General features: G+C 38.8%; 17 protein-coding genes and 1 riboswitch. Of the genes, 2 read left to right on the top strand and 15 right to left on the bottom strand.

Annotated elements, in window-relative coordinates:
* Window positions 1-9: 9 nt before the first annotated feature.
* The 12 genes from prsW to ACIQXR_RS01715 form a co-directional block, all read right to left on the bottom strand.
* Window positions 10-696: a glutamic-type intramembrane protease PrsW gene (gene prsW / locus ACIQXR_RS01770; protein WP_402986105.1), complete on the bottom strand. Its 687-nt coding sequence runs from the start codon at window positions 694-696 to the stop codon at window positions 10-12.
* Between the two features lie 86 nt (window positions 697-782).
* Window positions 783-1,748 (bottom strand): asparaginase, encoded by a 966-nt coding sequence (locus ACIQXR_RS01765; RefSeq protein WP_403079376.1) that lies wholly within the window; start codon window positions 1,746-1,748, stop codon window positions 783-785.
* A gap of 18 nt (window positions 1,749-1,766) precedes the next feature.
* Window positions 1,767-2,735: a YpdA family putative bacillithiol disulfide reductase gene (locus tag ACIQXR_RS01760; protein ID WP_402869214.1), complete on the bottom strand. Its 969-nt coding sequence runs from the start codon at window positions 2,733-2,735 to the stop codon at window positions 1,767-1,769.
* A 153-nt stretch (window positions 2,736-2,888) separates the two neighbouring features.
* Entirely contained in the window at window positions 2,889-4,166 is a 1,278-nt protein-coding gene (locus ACIQXR_RS01755; RefSeq protein ID WP_402869216.1) for a Glu/Leu/Phe/Val family dehydrogenase, read from the bottom strand.
* A 265-nt stretch (window positions 4,167-4,431) separates the two neighbouring features.
* Window positions 4,432-5,007 (bottom strand): genetic competence negative regulator, encoded by a 576-nt coding sequence (locus tag ACIQXR_RS01750; RefSeq protein WP_402869218.1) that lies wholly within the window; start codon window positions 5,005-5,007, stop codon window positions 4,432-4,434.
* An 85-nt stretch (window positions 5,008-5,092) separates the two neighbouring features.
* Window positions 5,093-5,986 (bottom strand): MerR family transcriptional regulator, encoded by an 894-nt coding sequence (locus ACIQXR_RS01745; protein ID WP_402869220.1) that lies wholly within the window; start codon window positions 5,984-5,986, stop codon window positions 5,093-5,095.
* A gap of 97 nt (window positions 5,987-6,083) precedes the next feature.
* Entirely contained in the window at window positions 6,084-6,836 is a 753-nt protein-coding gene (locus ACIQXR_RS01740; protein ID WP_403079374.1) for a metallophosphoesterase, read from the bottom strand.
* Window positions 6,837-6,992: 156 nt separating this feature from the next.
* Window positions 6,993-7,451 carry a DUF2663 family protein gene (locus tag ACIQXR_RS01735; protein WP_402869222.1) on the bottom strand — a complete coding sequence of 153 codons (459 nt, stop codon included), beginning with the start codon at window positions 7,449-7,451 and terminating at the stop codon, window positions 6,993-6,995.
* A 148-nt stretch (window positions 7,452-7,599) separates the two neighbouring features.
* Window positions 7,600-8,388, bottom strand: coding sequence for a LysM peptidoglycan-binding domain-containing protein (locus ACIQXR_RS01730; RefSeq protein ID WP_402986111.1), 789 nt, complete (start codon window positions 8,386-8,388; stop codon window positions 7,600-7,602).
* Window positions 8,366-8,995 (bottom strand): CPBP family intramembrane glutamic endopeptidase, encoded by a 630-nt coding sequence (locus ACIQXR_RS01725; protein ID WP_402869226.1) that lies wholly within the window; start codon window positions 8,993-8,995, stop codon window positions 8,366-8,368. The genes ACIQXR_RS01730 and ACIQXR_RS01725 overlap by 23 nt, the downstream gene beginning before the upstream one ends.
* Window positions 8,985-10,493, bottom strand: a complete 1,509-nt coding sequence (locus ACIQXR_RS01720; RefSeq protein WP_403079372.1) for a RecQ family ATP-dependent DNA helicase — start codon at window positions 10,491-10,493, stop codon at window positions 8,985-8,987. The genes ACIQXR_RS01725 and ACIQXR_RS01720 overlap by 11 nt, the downstream gene beginning before the upstream one ends.
* Window positions 10,490-11,557: a YpbB family protein gene (locus ACIQXR_RS01715; protein WP_402956663.1), complete on the bottom strand. Its 1,068-nt coding sequence runs from the start codon at window positions 11,555-11,557 to the stop codon at window positions 10,490-10,492. The genes ACIQXR_RS01720 and ACIQXR_RS01715 overlap by 4 nt, the downstream gene beginning before the upstream one ends.
* Window positions 11,558-11,843: 286 nt before the next feature.
* Here ACIQXR_RS01715 and ACIQXR_RS01710 point away from each other — a divergent pair, with 286 nt between their 5' ends.
* Window positions 11,844-12,092, top strand: a complete 249-nt coding sequence (locus ACIQXR_RS01710; protein WP_402869232.1) for a ferredoxin — start codon at window positions 11,844-11,846, stop codon at window positions 12,090-12,092.
* A 134-nt stretch (window positions 12,093-12,226) separates the two neighbouring features.
* Here ACIQXR_RS01710 and ACIQXR_RS01705 read toward each other — a convergent pair whose 3' ends face one another.
* The gene (locus ACIQXR_RS01705) at window positions 12,227-12,799 is read right to left on the bottom strand and encodes an ECF transporter S component (protein ID WP_402956660.1); all 573 of its coding nucleotides are present in this window, start codon (window positions 12,797-12,799) and stop codon (window positions 12,227-12,229) included.
* A 170-nt stretch (window positions 12,800-12,969) separates the two neighbouring features.
* A riboswitch (FMN riboswitch) is annotated at window positions 12,970-13,102 on the bottom strand.
* 339 nt (window positions 13,103-13,441) lie between these two features.
* Here ACIQXR_RS01705 and serA point away from each other — a divergent pair.
* A complete protein-coding gene (serA, locus tag ACIQXR_RS01700) occupies window positions 13,442-15,016 on the top strand; it encodes a phosphoglycerate dehydrogenase (RefSeq protein WP_403079369.1) in 1,575 nt (524 codons plus the stop codon).
* A gap of 90 nt (window positions 15,017-15,106) precedes the next feature.
* Here the strand turns inward: serA and ACIQXR_RS01695 are convergent, their stop codons facing one another.
* Together ACIQXR_RS01695 and sigX are read right to left on the bottom strand one after the other, a co-directional pair.
* On the bottom strand, window positions 15,107-16,321 hold the full coding sequence (locus tag ACIQXR_RS01695) for a hypothetical protein (protein ID WP_402956656.1): 1,215 nt from the start codon (window positions 16,319-16,321) through the stop codon (window positions 15,107-15,109).
* Window positions 16,287-16,868: an RNA polymerase sigma factor SigX gene (gene sigX, locus ACIQXR_RS01690; protein ID WP_402956973.1), complete on the bottom strand. Its 582-nt coding sequence runs from the start codon at window positions 16,866-16,868 to the stop codon at window positions 16,287-16,289. The genes ACIQXR_RS01695 and sigX overlap by 35 nt, the downstream gene beginning before the upstream one ends.
* Between the last annotated feature and the right edge of the window lie 121 nt (window positions 16,869-16,989).

Genomic DNA, 16,989 nt, shown 5'->3' with positions numbered 1-16,989 from the left:
GAAATAATATTATTTACTTAGATAATGATTTTGAGAAATCTTTTCTGCATGAAACTTTGACAATAAGCGGGCTTTTTTCACTTTTTTCATTCCCAGCCACCATAGGTAAACCATAAAGGGCATGATTAAATGTATCCAGAACTTCTGGGAAATTAAAATATAATCATAGATGCCATGTAACAAAATCGGGATAATCAATGCCAGGAATACGTACAACCTATTATTATCAGCGGAAAATTTTGCTTTACCCAAATAATACCCCATGATTACGCCGAACAAGGCATGGCTCGATACCGGCAGGATCGCTCTACTGAAAGCATGTTCCACACCATTCGCTAGCAGGTACAAAATGTTTTCCATTGTTGCGAAGCCAAGGGAAACCCCTGCCCCATAAACGATCCCATCATATGGTTCATCGAAGGCAATATGCTGATAAATGACGTAGATAAGTATGAACCACTTAAAAAATTCTTCAAGCAAGGCTGCCCATAAAAATGCATTGGCGAGATTAGTATCTAAAATGTGTTCCGTTTCGAGCACATATTGTATAAACATAATTGGTAGAACAAGGAATACACCGAATAGAAAAGTTTTGATGACCACCGAAATGGGTTCGGTATCATATTGATCTTTCAAATAAAAGTAGCTGAGTAACGCCAACCCTGGCGCAATAGCCGCTGACAAAATGACCAGCATGGCCGACCTCTTTTCTTTTCCTTAATCGTACCATGGAATGGAGAAAAATAAAATCCTGTAATTAGTCTTCCTGTTTTTTTACTTGGTCAATATTTAAAGTGCTTTCCGTCTATAGCTGCTTCACTCGCCAGAAGGATTGCTAATTTAATACGCGCTTTTTTACTGTCATAATCCGCGCCTAGAATCACTCCTCTATGCTTTAAGTCTGCAGCACTACCTACATAGTCATATGCGGGGTATACCTTCCCCTCCTCGGCAGCTGTAGTCATGACGATGGTAACCCCTTTATCGATTGCATCTTGGATGGCAGGCACCATGTGCGGGGTTACTTGACCTCTACCAACCCCCTCGAGTACGATTCCTTTGGCATCATGTTCGACAGAAGCCTTAATATAAATACCATCGACGCCGGTGTGGCATTTGATGATATCAACTCTCGGTAAATTACGTTGAATCTCAAAGCTCTCCCTGTATAATGGTTTTTGATAGATGCTAACGACTTCGTTATCAATAATCCCCAAGTACCCATACCCATAGGATTCGAATCCTTGTAAATTGGAAGCATGTACTTTCTTAACATACTTTGCCGAATATATCCTTTCGTTAAAAACTACGACTACCCCTACATTTTCAAGAAGAGGGCTCGCAGCAGTTAAGATAGAGTTTCTTAAATTGGAATACACATCTGTTCCAACTTCTTGCGGAGACCGTTGCGAACCCGTCACCACAATCGGGCGATTGTCATTAATTGTGAGATCCAAGAAGAAAGCCGTTTCCTCTAATGTATCCGTACCATGGGTCACAACTATTCCAGCCACATCCGGATCTTTCAATTCTTCTTGAATTGCTTGTTTAAGTTCATCCATTCTATCTAAATCCATGGACATGCTCGGTATTTGAAAAAGATCAACCAGTTTAACTTCAATTTCCTTTGGTAGCTCGCAAAGGGATGCCAACTCTTTTCCACTCAAAGCGCCTGATGATAACATGCCGCCCGTGGTTTCTTTACTTGCAATCGTTCCACCTGTCGTGATTAATGATATTTTCTGCATTGTTACCCAGCTCCTTATTTACATATCCTTTGAAGCTAAATGTTGAGCAATTAATCCGCCGTGGAACCTGCCATTTTCAATGAAAATTTCATTGGCATTATTTCCTGCTGCCAGGACACCCGCGATATAAAGGCCTTCAACATTTGTCTCCATCGTCTTCTCATCATAAGTAGGTCTTCCTGTTTCTTGATCGATCGAAATGCCCATTGCTGCTAAAAATGAATGATCGGGGTGGTAACCCGTCATGGCAAATACAAAATCGTTTTTAATTACCTTTTGCACGTCACCAACATGATAAGCCACACTATCTTCAGTAATCTTATCTACAGTGGCGTTAAATTCCATCACGACTTTACCATTACGGACCAATGACTCGAACTCAGGAAGAATCCATGGTTTAATACTTGTAGAAAATTCGGATCCTCTATAAAGGACTGTAACCCTTGCCCCGGCCTTGACCAATTCCAGTGCTGCATCCACACTTGAGTTTTTACCACCAATGACAGTAACGTCACAGTTAAAGTAAGGATGTCCCTCCTTGAAATAATGGAACACTTTAGGAAGCTCTTCGCCCGGAATGCACATATAATTAGGATGATCATAATAACCTGTAGCTACGATGACACGTGACGCCGTATAATTACCTTTAGATGTTTTAACGAAAAAGCGTCCGTCATCCTGTTTTCTCACTTCTTCAACCTTCTCGAACTTATGTACCCGTAATTCTTTTCTCCTGACAACTTCCCTATAGTAGGCCAGTGCCTGATTTCGCACGGGTTTCCGATTTTCGGTAATGAATGCCGTATCCCCTATTTCTAACTTTTCACTGGAACTGAAAAAGGTCTGATGGGTAGGATATCGATAAATGGAATCGACTACGTTTCCTTTTTCTATAACAAGGGCCTGAATTCCCTCTTCTTTTAGAGCAATAGCAGCTGACAGTCCACATGGGCCCCCACCGATTATAATTACTTCTTCTTCATTCATTTTACACGCACTGCCTTTCCAACAATAATATTAAGTTATATTCTTCTCCTATTAAAAAATCCTATCATTAAATGATAGGATTTTTTACATATCTTTTCAATGATAATGCTCGTACGCTCTAGCAATACAAGTTAATCATACATCATTAAATTATTAAATCCATCCACGGAAGCGAGATGCTTCTGCCATTTTCCTAACACCGACCATATATGCTGCCAATCGCATGTCAACACGTCTGGATTGGGAAAGATCATAAATGTTATTGAATGATTTCACTAGTATTTTTTCGAGCTTTTCGTCAACTTCTTCTTCAGACCAATAATATCCCTGATTGTTTTGGACCCATTCGAAGTAAGATACGGTAACGCCCCCAGCCGAAGCCAAGACATCAGGAACCAATAAGATTCCACGATCCGTTAGAATTTGCGTAGCTTCTATAGTAGTCGGGCCATTGGCTGCTTCAACCACGATGGAAGCTTTAATGTTTGAAGCATTCTCTTCCGTGATTTGGTTTTCAATGGCGGCTGGAACCAAAATATCGCAATCCAATTCTAGAAGTTCTTGATTAGTGATTGTCGTTTTGAACAGTTTTGTAACCGTACCGAAACTGTCTCGACGGTCAAGTAAATAATCAATATCCAAACCATCTGGGTCATGAAGTGCACCATAGGCATCGGATATACCGATCACTTTAGCACCGGCATCATGCATGAATTTCGCTAAGAAACTACCTGCATTCCCAAATCCTTGTATGACGACTCGTGCCCCTTTAATATCAATGCCGCGTTTCTTAGCCGCTTCATTAATGCAGATGGTCACACCTTTAGCTGTTGCAGATTCACGTCCATGAGATCCACCTAGTACAAGAGGTTTACCAGTAATGAAACCAGGCGAGTTGTATTCATCTATACGGCTATATTCGTCCATCATCCACGCCATGATTTGTGAATTAGTAAATACATCTGGTGCAGGAATATCCTTTGTGGGTCCTACGATTTGGCTGATTGCACGGACATAACCCCGGCTAAGTCTCTCCAATTCCCGGAAGGACATATTACGTGGATCACATACAATTCCACCCTTCCCACCACCATAAGGAAGATCAACAATGCCACATTTCAAGCTCATCCAAATGGACAGTGCTTTTACTTCACGTTCCGTCACATTCGGATGAAAACGAATGCCACCTTTTGTAGGACCAACAGAATCATTATGCTGTGCCCTATATCCTGTGAAAATTTTGACGGAACCATCATCCATACGAATTGGCATTTTCACCGTCAATAATCGTAAAGGCTCTTTTAAAAGCTCAAATACTTCTTCAGGATACCCCAGTTTGTCCAGTGCTTTATGTATTACTGTCTGGGTAGACTTTAGCACGTCATGTTTTTCTTCCTCATTCACATGGCTATTCCCTTTTGCCGATTCCATTATAGTACCCCCTATATAATCTAGATCCATTATTATTAGTGATAAGTGCTCTTCAGTGCTAGTATACACCTTCGCAATATTAAAGCAAAGAGTAAAAATGGGAATTTAAAAGTTAGAAATATTCAAAAAATGAAAACGGTAACATTTACGTTTATATACTTGATACTTCCCCTAATCTTAGAGGTTAAACCGAAAAGGAACGAGGTTATCCAGGCAAACCGTTTTCGGCTATATTTGAAGTGTCTGCCCTGTCTCCTCTTTTCTACTAAATGAAATGCGTGATTAAAACATGTATGGCTTCCTTTTCAATTAGGCGGGTTCCGTATTCATTTATGCGGGATAATGTCAGCGTCGAAGCATGGCCATATTCGGCTGCAAGGGAGATGACCGTTTCATAAGTTGCATCCCTAACACCCTCAATCAATAAATAGTATTTTCCTTCATAAAAATAAAGGGCACTATTGAGCATCCCTTGGAGGGTCAGACGATGACACAACTGAATTACATCTTCAAAATCGTGGAAAACATAAAGAATATGGGGAGATTCATCAACTTTAACCTGCAAATCCAGAAATTCTTCTTCCTCAGTAAATAATTCTTCTTCATCCTTCGTTACTATAATGATCAACCCTTGAGCAGGTAGGGAAAATATTTCAATGGCAATCGAACCACTCATTTTAAAACTGAGCTCTTCACAAGCTTCTTCCACCATATCTTGAAACAATTTGTGCACTTTCAAGGAATTCCCTAAGATGTCTTCTTTTGTGATGCCTCTATCAATTAAATCATCGAGGGTCAAAAAAATCTTAATCTTATTGTTCGTTAATCGTTCCAGTTTCATAAAAAAATGCCCCCTGGTTTCCATCTTCATACATCATATGAAGACTTGGTCTCAAGGTGCATATCCATTATTTATGAGGAAAACATTAAAATTTCAACCACTTATTCCAATCCGATTGGAGACCGCCAATGAATACATGCTTGAATTTATTACGGTCATCGTCAGAAAGATGATTCAGCGCTTCTCCCCCAAGACCTATTTTCAGGTCAGGGAACTCCTGCCATAGCTCATCTATCAACTTTAAAGTTCCCGGGAGATTCTCAGAAAGCGAACATGACATAAAGAGGTAAGATGGTTTGATTATATTCAATACAGTAAAGAGGTCTTCATCAGCTATCGATTCACCTAAATAAACCGTTTCATACCCTTTTCTTTTTAAGAAGATTGTGAAAATCAGCAAACCGAATTCATGCTTTTCCCCTGGCGCACAAACAGTTAGTGCTTTTGGCAATAAACCACTTGTCGGGATAGTATGCATAATCGAACTGATTCTAGCTTTGATAATGGATGAAGCAAAATGTTCATGGGCTGAAGTAATTTCACCATTTTCCCATTTATTGCCTATTTGAACCAAGATACCTCCAAGTACTTCAACTACCGTTTGCTCGATACTGTACATACTGAATGCCTGACTAATAATCAGCTGGGCCTTATTTTCATTGAAGCTTAACAGTGCATCAAGGAGTTCATTCGCTAATTTGAGCGTTTGTTCATTATTTTGCTTGGTTTCGTGGACATCTTCCGCTATCCTTTCAGATCCTTCAAGCAACGAAACGGCTTGACTAATCGTGAACCCTTGGTCTGTTTTATTGATTAACCACTTTAGGATTTGCAGATGCTTTTCCGTATACAATCTGTGACCTGAATCATTCCTGATAGGTTCAATAAAGTGATAACGTCTTTCCCACGCCCGTAAAGTACCTGGCTGGATACCTAGCAGTTTAGAAACTGCCTTAATATTATATTTACCTTCTTGCATAAGTTTACAAGGCCTCCAATAACAGAACATCATTGATGAAATTATAGTGGATTAATTCCACTCTGTAAAATTCAAATATGCTCATTGAGTTAACGGCCTAATAGATTTTCTCCAAAACCTCTCCATATTCTGTAGATTTCCCTTTTTTCAATGTGAACAGATGGGTTTCCGGCTTTGCCTCAAGCCTTAATGGCACAGTACTTGTCCCATATCCATTACTAGTTATGTACATGCATTCCGTTTCGTTCCTTATGCCTCCCAAACGATATGGGCCAAATCCAAATATGCGTATCTGCCCACCATGGGTATGCCCCGAAAGAACGAGACTGATACGATTTTCTGACTTTAGTTGTTCTTTAACAAGTGGATTGTGACTGATCAAAATCCGAAAATGCTCATCCCCGCAGTCCGAAAGAGCAAGGTCGAGTCTGTCTCTTTCAACTGAAATATCATCTATGCCTAAGAGAGCAACCTTTTCTCCTGACTCCGACTCAAAAGAAACGGAAGTGTTATCCAATATCTTGACCCCGAGATTCAGAAGTGAGGCATCCAATTCATGAAAGTCCCCTTCGTAATCATTATTCCCCCATACAAAATATATAGGACCAATCTCTTTCAGTTTCAAGATATTTTTTTCTACCCGCTCTAAAGGGACTCCACTTTCCCTAATATCCCCTCCAATAATGACTAAATCCGCTTTACCAACGACATCTTCGATTAAACGATCCGATATGATTCTCCGATGTAGATCGGAAATAAAAAAAATCCGAACTTCCCCAAATCCTTCCGGAAAGTTGCTGAAATATAAATCCTGGATAAGTAGCCTATCTTGTTTAGCTGTACGCCACATGTAAAAAACCATCACACATATAAGCAGTAGCAAACCCAAAAACACATAAACCAAAAACATCTTTCATTAAACCTTCTTTCTTTTCATTACCGAAATCCTTCCGAAACTTACTCATAAAACCATAATACCCGCTATTCAATATTCCTAACTAGGAGTTTATTTATTTTCATGAAATAAGTTAATATCATAGTTCTTCTTCATCATGTCAAATACCTTGTGCCGATTTTTCCATTCATCCTCTTTTTCCCACAACTGTTTGCTTTTGTTGATAATTTCACATCGAAGCAATTGAAATTCCTTTTCTGCTTTATCCATTTTCTTTTTGATCATCATCATATAACCATAGATTCCGGTCGTCGCAGCCAAAAATAAAAAATGGCTAAAATGGTCAACAAAGACACTGAACATCTTAAAGAACGAATAGGAATAAGGAACAACTATATATAAATAAAGATATATCAAGAAAAGAGCAGCGATAATCATTGTTGCCCATAAACTATGAAGATGCTTCTTTTTGAGCGTCTCGAATTTTTTTTTGCGGACCACAACATTCTGTAACATTTGTTTTGCCGCCTGATCGGTTTTATCATCCAATAAAATGATTGCCGGTTCCATTTATCTTCCCCCTCTTTCCTAATCCTTCAAATCATGATATGAGGTTGTCTTGGAAAAAATGATAATGGGGGCGGACCTTTACTATAAATAACCCAACCTTAGGAAAAAAAGCACCCTGTCGATCTTAAGAGACAGAGTGCTTTTGCTTTTACTTTTTCAGTGGTATCTTCAAGACTTGTCCCTTCGAAATCTCATTGCCATTCAGCCCGTTCCATTTCTGAATTAGCGCAATGCCTTCCTGCGATTTGTAGTAGTTCATCGCAATCCTGAACAATGTCTCTTCTGCCTGAACCGTATGGTAAACAACTTTATATCCGTCAGCCTCCGATTTGGTAGCTGCGGCATCCCCAGAAGCTACTTTATTATCTGCTTCTTGTTTGGCTTTCGCTTCCGCTTCTGCTTTAGCCTTTGCTTCTGCCTCTTGTTTGGCTTTCGCTTCCGCTTCTGCTTTAGCCTTTGCTTCCGCTTCTTGTTTGGCTTTTACTTCCGCCTCTGCTTTAGCCTTTGCTTCCGCTTCTTGTTTGGCTTTTTTCTTTGCTCTTTCTTCTGCAGCCTTATCTTCCTCTTGCTTTTTTTCTTTAAGCTTAGCAGTATCTTTTTCTTCTTTTTCCTTAATATCCCCGGCCGTTGCCGTTGTCGGCACAGCCTCTTCTATAGTTTCTTCGTCATCACTAAAATTCACCACTTCACTACTTTTGGTATCCTTTTCAGGCCTATCCTGAAGGTATGTATAAAGACTATAAAATCCTATAGGAAGCAAAATGAAAAATAGCGATAATAATTTAATCATTGGGAACTTTATCTTCACTTTGCTTTTTTTCTTTTTACTCTGATGAACCTCACTTCTTTTTGGTAAAGATGACTTCACCTTATGACGATCGGATCGCGTACGAAGTTCTCCAGCTTGATCGTTTTCATTCTCTTTTACACGACTCATCTAAGTCACCACCCTCTTCACATACTGCCAGCTTTACATACTTATGTCTTATTAATATACCGAGGATAAAATCTATTAAAAAATGGGCTGTGATCGTCACTAAAATATTTTGGGTCCATTCAAACAAAAATCCGATGAGAAAGCTTAAAAGCGTCACATTCAAAAATAAAAACCAATTAAATAAGTAACGATAATGAACCGCCGCAAAGATAATGCTCGTCCACAATAAGCCTATATGTGTCTGCATAACACCACGAAATAATAATTCCTCGCTAACCGCTACTAACAAAGAGACGATAAAGATCATGGGATATGGTAGGCTACTGAAAATGCGTTCATTGACTCCACCATCATCCTGATAGGAAACAGGGGTCACTTTCATCATGACCACATCAAAAATGACCACTAAGATTCCAGCAGGGACACCTATCAACAAAATATCCATATCTTTAATGTCAAATAAAGAACGAAAGGTAGAAAAATCTTCAAATAAGATAATACCTAAAAAAAAGCCAATCGTTAAGAGAATAATTTGGGTCAGGAACAAATTATATAGTAACTGTTTGTCTGTCAGCTGTTTAATTAATTGCGCCTGCTTATTTTTCATGCCCATTATCCTTATCCAATAAGATAAAAGCTAATTCCTGTTTCCATGTAGAATATGAATTACCCTGCTGTTCCTTTACTGCCGGCCATACATCCAAGATATTTTTTGCATCTATTCCACAACGATCGCAACATACGTCATTCCCTTTTCGCTGCTCTTCTTCAAAATAATGCAAAATGCCCAAACGCCTACATATTTTAGTATGAATCCAATTCAAAAAAACGTTCAGCTTTGCCTGATTTTGCATCTTTCTTGTATGACAATAGTCTTTCATCCTTGTTCTATGCAATGGTGAGTCATCATCCGTCAGAAATTGTGTAAAAAAACGGAATTGAATATCATTCAAGGAAAAGCTCTGAAGAAGATGCTCTTTTTCAGAAAGACTTAAATCAGCCATACTTCTATTCGCTTCATTTAAATACGAACAAACGGCCTCAATTTGATGGTCAGTTGGTAGCTGTTGTTCCATCAAATGCAACGGAAGTCCTTCATCCCCTTCGCTATATAGTAAAATGGCTACACTTTGTTTTTGGTCACGGCCTGCCCTCCCTATTTCTTGAAGGTATGATTCCATTGTGGATGGCATATGAAAATGGATGACAAATCTAACATCAGCTTTATTGACTCCCATTCCAAACGCACTCGTTGCACAAATGATTTTTAACTGGCCCAAGATGAATTGCTGCTGAATGAGCATTCTTTGCTCCTGTTCCATACCTCCATGATAATAATTGACACTACCGACTCCATTTTCCTGTAAAAAACCCGAGACCGCTTCAGCCACTTTTTTCGAAGAAAAATAAATAATTCCACTACCTGGGAATTCCCTGACAAGCGAGAGGACACGGGCAAGCTTTTCTTCGTAGCTATATATATTTTCCACAAGTATCGCGATATTTTCCCGATCAACGGATGAAACGATTTCCTTATGTTGGGATATATTCAATTTGCTGATAATATCTTCCCGTACTTCTTTTGTTGCTGTTGCCGTCAAGGCAAGCGTTAATGGGTTATTTAACTTACGCCTCACTTCTCCCAAGTTCAAGTAATCCGGCCTGAAATCATATCCCCATTGAGAAATGCAATGCGCCTCGTCAATGACAAATAAGCCTATGTCAATTTTCCTTAAAGACTGGATTACACTTTCTAGCCCAAGCATTTCGGGAGACAGAAAAATAAACCGATACGTTTGCAATCGTTCAAATGCCTGTTTTTTTTGATACGCGGTCAAAAAAGAATTGAGGGTCAGAACACTTTTTTCTCCTCTCATCTTAAGCTGATCCGCCTGATCCTGCATCAGGGATAATAACGGCGAAACAATTATAGCCGTCTTATTGATAAGGTAAGCAGGGAGTTGATAACATAATGATTTACCAGACCCTGTGGGAAGCATTGCCAATGTGTGGGTCCCTTCTAGCAAGGATTCGATTACCTCATACTGTCCAGGACGAAAATTGTCAAATCCAAATTTATCTTTCAGGACTGTATTCAAGTTCATCCTCTATCACCTATTTTCGCAAGTACAAGCCTTATTTGAAAAAAACTAATTTGCTCATTATCGACAGCTTCCTTGATTACCTTGAGTTTTCTCGTATTCAACCGTTTAATGACCGTAATGATTTTGTCTTCATCCTCTATTGGAACATAGTCATTTATCGAAAAACTTTTGTCCGATAGCACGATTTCTACGAGATGATCCTCAATCGTATTTCCTTTTAAACGACGAATCTCTGCAATTTCCTGTAGCGTTTTCCCTGCCTGAATATATTGCAGAGTCGTATGTGTCGATTGTGTTAGATGAGGATGCCCACCATTTTTCCAATCATGGATTAGAGAAGCCAACAGAGGGTAATCGCGTACTGTTGATATCTCTGCGAGCATTTGATGCAATGAATCGAGAAAAACGTAGTGCACAAACCACTCATCAATTTCTTTCCTTTTTCCAATCTGCTCAAACGTAAGTCCGATTCGATTGACTCCCGTAATTTTCAAAACAAAAATGTCACGGTTCAACTCACTTTGCATCTCTAAGAGGGTGACCAATTCATCAAAAAGATGCTGAGCAAGTAACTCTCGATTTTGTTGGTTGGCATATAAAAAACCCTTTACGAATTCCTGTACTCGTTGATTCTGTTGTATCGGATAAAAAGGCCTTTCATTGTGGACAATATGGGATATAGTTTGGATAAGAAGATTGAGTCTTCTCCAAAAATCCGGGGTGATGTTTTGGTATTTCCACCCATTTAGTGATAAAGGAAGAGGCCACTTTTTGAAATAAGAGGCCAACGCCCCTCCTCCTTGTTCACTAATCAAATACACATCATTTTTTTCCGTTGGTTCGATTAGTTTCAGTTCAAGAAACAATTTTATGTTTTGAGATAACTCCTCCCGGGTAAAACGAGGCATAGTCCCAAATATATTCGTCAGACCAAATAAATGCGCATCCTGAATAGTCTGGGACGATTTTTTACCCTGAAGCATATGATAAATTGCGTAGATGGAACGCTCACCTTGGAACTTTTGTATCGCATATAAAATGATTGCTTGAAGATAATTGTTCATGAAACTCACATCCTTGTTCCATTTATCCAATTATATTGTAACAAAAATCTGCAAATACCGCCTTTTTTTATGTCATATATGCAACGATATTTGTGAATAAACAACTAAATACGTACTCGTTATAAAGAAATTTTCCCAATAATTTGTGTTGACTTTTCATATACTGCCGTATTATCGTTACATTTTCTATTGATAAGTTCGGCATTCGGTCTTACAATAAGAAAGAGATGTTAATCTATAATAAAAAGGTTTTGAGTTGTAAATCAACTTAGGAGGGGTTTTATTCATGGCTAAATTTACTATTGTTGATAAAGAAACATGTATCGCTTGTGGAGCTTGTGGAGCTGCAGCACCAGATATCTATGATTATGATGATGAAGGAATTGCTTTTGTTACGCTAGATGATAACGAAGGAATCGTTGAAATCCCCGATGTTCTTATAGATGACATGATGGATGCATTTGAAGGATGCCCCACAGACTCTATCAAAGTCGCAGACGAATCATTCGAGGGCGACGCTTTAAAATTCGAATAAGTATAAAAGCCATTTTCATTTTGAGAATGGCTTTTTTTATGTATTTTTTAAAACTTCTCCCCATACATTAAAGAGGCAGAAACAACCCAGTTATCATCTGGTTGTTTCTGCCTCTTTTTATATATTAAGCATGTTTATATAACACTTGTTTTATTGATCCATGTTTGGAGTTTAACAAATAATAGCATGAAAACGGAAGTGATGAGCACCCCTTTAATGATGTTAAAAGGGAGTATTGCCGCAGTTACGAATTGTCTTGACTCTGGTGCAGTCATGGCATCCCATCCCATAAAGAAAGTATATGCCGGTAAAAAGACATAATAGTTCAAGACACTCATAATTAGCGCCATGGAAACTGTCCCGGCTAGCAAGGCAAATGTCATTCCTTTTTTCGAACTTATTTTTTTATATACATAATATGTTGGCAGTATGAATAATACCCCCGCTATAAAGTTAGAGATATGTCCAACCGGTACACCCGTATCGCTTCCAGTCATGACCATATCCAATAAGTTTTTCAGGAATTCAACTAAAACTCCTGCAAGCGGTCCGAAAATCAATGCCGCCATCAGTGCTGGGATGTCACTAAAATCAATGTTCAGAAAAGGCGGAAATCCCGGAAATGGAAAATTCAAAAGCATTAGTAGGTAGGAAAGACTTCCTAGCATTGCAAGTGTGACCATCTTTTTAACTTTGTTCGATTTCATAGTTCTCTCTCCTTCTTTTTCTTGATCTACCTTGAAAAAGAGGTTAGGGATCCTTCATGAATGTTGATGTTCAATAAAAAACCCCTTAATTCCGACAGAATTAAAGGGATAAATTAAAGGTTTCATCAAACAAACGTTCAGCACTTGACTGTTTGAACGCATTCAGGAACCTCCATCTTCTCCCATCCAGACTATACTGTCGGCTTTGGAATCTCACCAAATCCTGCCCTAAGGCTCGCGGGCTTAGAAGAATTTTTCTTCATCACCGCCGGTGGGGAGTTACACCCCGCCCCGAAGATAGACCTATAAAATTAATTTACAATTTTCATTATAAATGATTTTTCTTTTTTTGAATAGTATTTTCATCGCAACTATGAATTTACGACAATCAAATATTACACTTTTATTCATTTTAAACAAAATATGTATTTATAATCACGACGTTTTACTCGGTCTAAAATAATTTTTATTTTTAGAAAATTACGGCTCAAACCCTTTACCCTTGCGGTTTTGGACGAGTGAATTTCAAAGTAAATTTAATTAAAGCGCTTACATACAGGTATGCCAAATTGACAGTTTTCCTATTTCAATTGTAAAATTAACTGAAATTTAAGAGAATTTTACCTAGGAAGGTGTTTACACGTGTATCAGATTTTAGTAGCAGATGCCATCAAACCAGAAGGACTCGGACCGCTTACAGAGGCATCCAATATTCTTCTTATTCAGAAGACTGTAGAAGAAGCAGCAAACGAACTTGATCAGATCGATGCAATACTGGTTAGAAGTGCAACAAAAGTTACAGAAGATTTAATGAACCGCATGCCAAAACTAAAGATCATTGCTCGCGCAGGTGTCGGCGTTGATAACATTGACATTCCTGCTGCAACAAAACGAGGAATCGTTGTTGTGAATGCTCCTGACGGAAATACAATTTCAACAGCTGAACATACATTTGCCATGATGGCTTCTTTGATGCGCCATATTCCGCAAGCTTATGCTTCCCTGAAAAATGGAGAATGGAAACGATCTTCTTATACAGGAACGGAACTTCGCGGAAAAACTTTAGGTATTGTTGGTTTCGGACGAATTGGTGGAGAGATTGCCAAACGCGCAAAAGTTTTCGGCATGGAAGTCATAGTTTATGACCCATTCTTAACAGCTGATCGTGCAAAAAAAATGTCCGTAACTTCCCTGACTTTAGATGAATTGCTCCCTAAAGCAGATATAATCACTGTACATACACCTCTAACGGACGAAACTAGAGGGTTAATCAATAAAGAAAAGTTACTAACCTGTAAAAAAGGCGTGTACGTATTAAACTGTGCACGTGGCGGAATCCTTGATGAAGATGATTTATATGAAATGATTGTCGAGGGACATGTAGCTGGAGCCGCATTGGATGTTTTTGTTGAAGAACCACCGCTTGGCCATAAATTACTTGAACTTGATAACGTCATCGCTACTCCTCATTTAGGAGCTTCCACTAAAGAAGCCCAATTGAATGTTGCCGTTCAAGTCGCCCAAGAAGTATTAACCTATTTTGAAGGTAATCCTGTATCAAGTTCAATTAACCTTCCAGCCATTTCTAAAGAGGTGTTTGAAAAGGTTCAGCCATTCTATCAACTAGTCCAACAAATGGGCTCCATTGCCTCACAATGCATGAAAGAAGGCATTCAGGAGATTTCCGTAACTTATGCAGGTGAGTCATTGGACTTCGACACCGCTATTCTAACAAAAAGCCTAATAGCAGGCTTCTTCAAATCAAGAGTAGATGCTTCAGTTAATGAAGTGAATGCGCTATTGGTTGCTAAAGAGCGTGGCATTACCATTGGCGAAAAGGTTTCTACTGACTCTCTAGGTTATTCTAACCTGATCAGTCTAAAAGTAAAAGGCGACACTCGCGAATTAACCATTAGTGGTACTCATATCGAGAACTATGGTTCCCGGATTGTCAATCTGAATGGTTTCAAAATTGATTTCCATCCAGAAGCTAATTTACTTTATATCCAACACACTGATAAACCTGGAGTAATCGGTAACGTCGGTAAAATTCTTGGTGATCATGCCGTAAATATCGCGACTATGCAAGTTGGTCGTAAAGAAGCTGGCGGGGAAGCTATCATGGTATTGAGTTTCGATAAACCATTAGAAGATAATATGAAGCAATTCTTAGAGGAAACACAAGAAATTACTTTCATGGCCCGAATAGCTTTATAATTTCCACTTAAGGATGCCCCACTAGCGGGCATCCTTTTTTTGTTGAACGACCCTCATCTGCCTCTCACATCGCAAGCATGCACTTGACCTTTAATTAACTAAGTTAGGAGCAACGGGTACTGTAATCTCTTCCGATAAATTCAGAGAACCTACCATTTCTACAGGGGAGTTTACAAACTTCACCTTTGCATAGCCAAAGTCTTTAGCTGTAAATAGAATGACTTCCAAACCTTGAAGCGACTCTGAATCATTCTTCAAGCGGCCTTCTTGTGCCAGTTCTACAGTTACTAAACCCCCATCATATGTTAGGTTCTCCCACTTCAAACTCTCCGGTAGAGCAGAAGAAATCCCTTCTATGCCAGGTTCCTCCTTTGCCGCTTGTAGGGCCTCTTCCATGTTCTGATAATCGATATTGCTAGGCACAAGGAAACTTGAAGATGATTTATCCGTGTGATAAAGAAAGAATGTGCGATTCTTGTGCTGGGGAATTTCTTCTTCTATTACTGTTCCGGCATGAGCAAAACTGGCACCAGATTTTCCGTCCGTTGTAAATGTCACTTTATCAATATTTAGATAGGATAAGGTTTCTTCCATGGTTCTAAGAAACACGATATCCTCATCCAGCAGATTACTGCCTGCCCGTAATTCGATATTTGCTGTGTTGTTGGTGGGAACATGGGATACCTTAATATCTAGAGGGAAATAATCGGACAGGCCATATTTTTTCTCATTAATGGTCGACATCTTTTTTACCACCTGATCCAAGGCTTCCGTTTCTTCGATAGTATCGACTACAAAAGATAGAGGTACGATAAAATTCTGTTGGTGATCAGGCACGCCTAGAGTTATTGTCGACTTCCCCTGCAAATCTTCTGAGTAAATCGCACGAATGGGTGTTTTTTCTTTTTCCACTTGTTGAGATTTACTTTTCAATTCATTTTTTTCTATTGGTTCGCCCTCAATATCTTCCTTTACATCCTGCTTTTCATTTGATTCAATATCATGCTTTTCTTGCTTATCCAAAATGATCTTACTTTCAGAAATGGCCAATTTTCCATTGCCGTGGCTATTAACCTCCTGCTCTTGAGATTCATCTTTTCCAATCATCAGTGAAGATCCAATGATCATCATTAAGAATAAGGAGGCAATGCCCACAATACGAGGAATCCAAAGTTTTTTACGGTTTCTTCTTTGCTTACCTTCTATCCTCGAAAACACTTCTTTCTTCGAGCGTTTATCTTTTACCTCCGGAAGTTGGCGAAGCAAGTCCTCAATTTCTCTTTCTTTCCAACGGGATTTCTTCAAAGGAATTCCTCCCCTCTTCTGATGAATCATCCATCATTTTTTTAATCGCTTTTAAAGCGCGGTGTTGCGTTGTTTTTACCTTACTTTCACTCCAATTCAGTACATCCGCGGTTTCTGAAATGGACATGCCTTGTATGTACCGTAAAATAATGACTGCTTTTTGATTAACAGTACATCGATTCAAGCAACGATATATCTCTCTGACATTATCATTCATAATGGCCACTTCTTCGGGAATCGGCTGATTATCTTTAATCATCTGACCATCCCAATCAATAGTGGGAATGATTTTATTCTTCCATCCTTTTTGTTTCCGAAAATAATCAATGGTCACATTTCTCGCAATGGAATACATCCAGGTTTTTTCACTACTATTGCCTTCAAAACGATTATAGGCCTTCATTATCCTGATATAAACTTCTTGAACCAGGTCCTCTGCCGTTTCACGGTCTTTGGTCATATAATAAATGAATTGATAAATTTCCTGGTGATATTTTTCATAAAGATCGTGGAAAATGGAATCCATTATTTCTCCACATCCGTTCATAATTATAGTCGATATTTTCATATGAAAGTTACATACTTATTTTATACTAATTACCCAATTCACTCCATATACTGCCCGCAAATAAAATATGGGCAAAGGCAATTAGGAGAATCCAATTGCC

This window comes from Peribacillus sp. NPDC097224 (assembly GCF_044761985.1).
Taxonomy (GTDB): Bacteria; Bacillota; Bacilli; order Bacillales; family DSM-1321; genus Peribacillus.
Note: the sequence above shows the minus strand (reverse complement) of the source record. Positions and strands in the feature narration are given on the sequence as shown.

Bases quoted from the DNA above. Each gene is read 5' to 3' on its own strand.
- prsW (WP_402986105.1), bottom strand. From the start codon at position 696: ATGCTGGTCATTTTGTCAGCGGCTATTGCGCCAGGGTTGGCGTTACTC.
- ACIQXR_RS01765 (WP_403079376.1), bottom strand. From the start codon at position 1,748: ATGCAGAAAATATCATTAATCACGACAGGTGGAACGATTGCAAGTAAA.
- ACIQXR_RS01760 (WP_402869214.1), bottom strand. From the start codon at position 2,735: ATGAATGAAGAAGAAGTAATTATAATCGGTGGGGGCCCATGTGGACTG.
- ACIQXR_RS01755 (WP_402869216.1), bottom strand. From the start codon at position 4,166: ATGGAATCGGCAAAAGGGAATAGCCATGTGAATGAGGAAGAAAAACAT.
- ACIQXR_RS01750 (WP_402869218.1), bottom strand. From the start codon at position 5,007: ATGAAACTGGAACGATTAACGAACAATAAGATTAAGATTTTTTTGACC.
- ACIQXR_RS01745 (WP_402869220.1), bottom strand. From the start codon at position 5,986: ATGCAAGAAGGTAAATATAATATTAAGGCAGTTTCTAAACTGCTAGGT.
- ACIQXR_RS01740 (WP_403079374.1), bottom strand. From the start codon at position 6,836: ATGTGGCGTACAGCTAAACAAGATAGGCTACTTATCCAGGATTTATAT.
- ACIQXR_RS01735 (WP_402869222.1), bottom strand. From the start codon at position 7,451: ATGGAACCGGCAATCATTTTATTGGATGATAAAACCGATCAGGCGGCA.
- ACIQXR_RS01730 (WP_402986111.1), bottom strand. From the start codon at position 8,388: ATGAGTCGTGTAAAAGAGAATGAAAACGATCAAGCTGGAGAACTTCGT.
- ACIQXR_RS01725 (WP_402869226.1), bottom strand. From the start codon at position 8,995: ATGAAAAATAAGCAGGCGCAATTAATTAAACAGCTGACAGACAAACAG.
- ACIQXR_RS01720 (WP_403079372.1), bottom strand. From the start codon at position 10,493: ATGAACTTGAATACAGTCCTGAAAGATAAATTTGGATTTGACAATTTT.
- ACIQXR_RS01715 (WP_402956663.1), bottom strand. From the start codon at position 11,557: ATGAACAATTATCTTCAAGCAATCATTTTATATGCGATACAAAAGTTC.
- ACIQXR_RS01710 (WP_402869232.1), top strand. From the start codon at position 11,844: ATGGCTAAATTTACTATTGTTGATAAAGAAACATGTATCGCTTGTGGA.
- ACIQXR_RS01705 (WP_402956660.1), bottom strand. From the start codon at position 12,799: ATGAAATCGAACAAAGTTAAAAAGATGGTCACACTTGCAATGCTAGGA.
- sigX (WP_402956973.1), bottom strand. From the start codon at position 16,868: ATGAACGGATGTGGAGAAATAATGGATTCCATTTTCCACGATCTTTAT.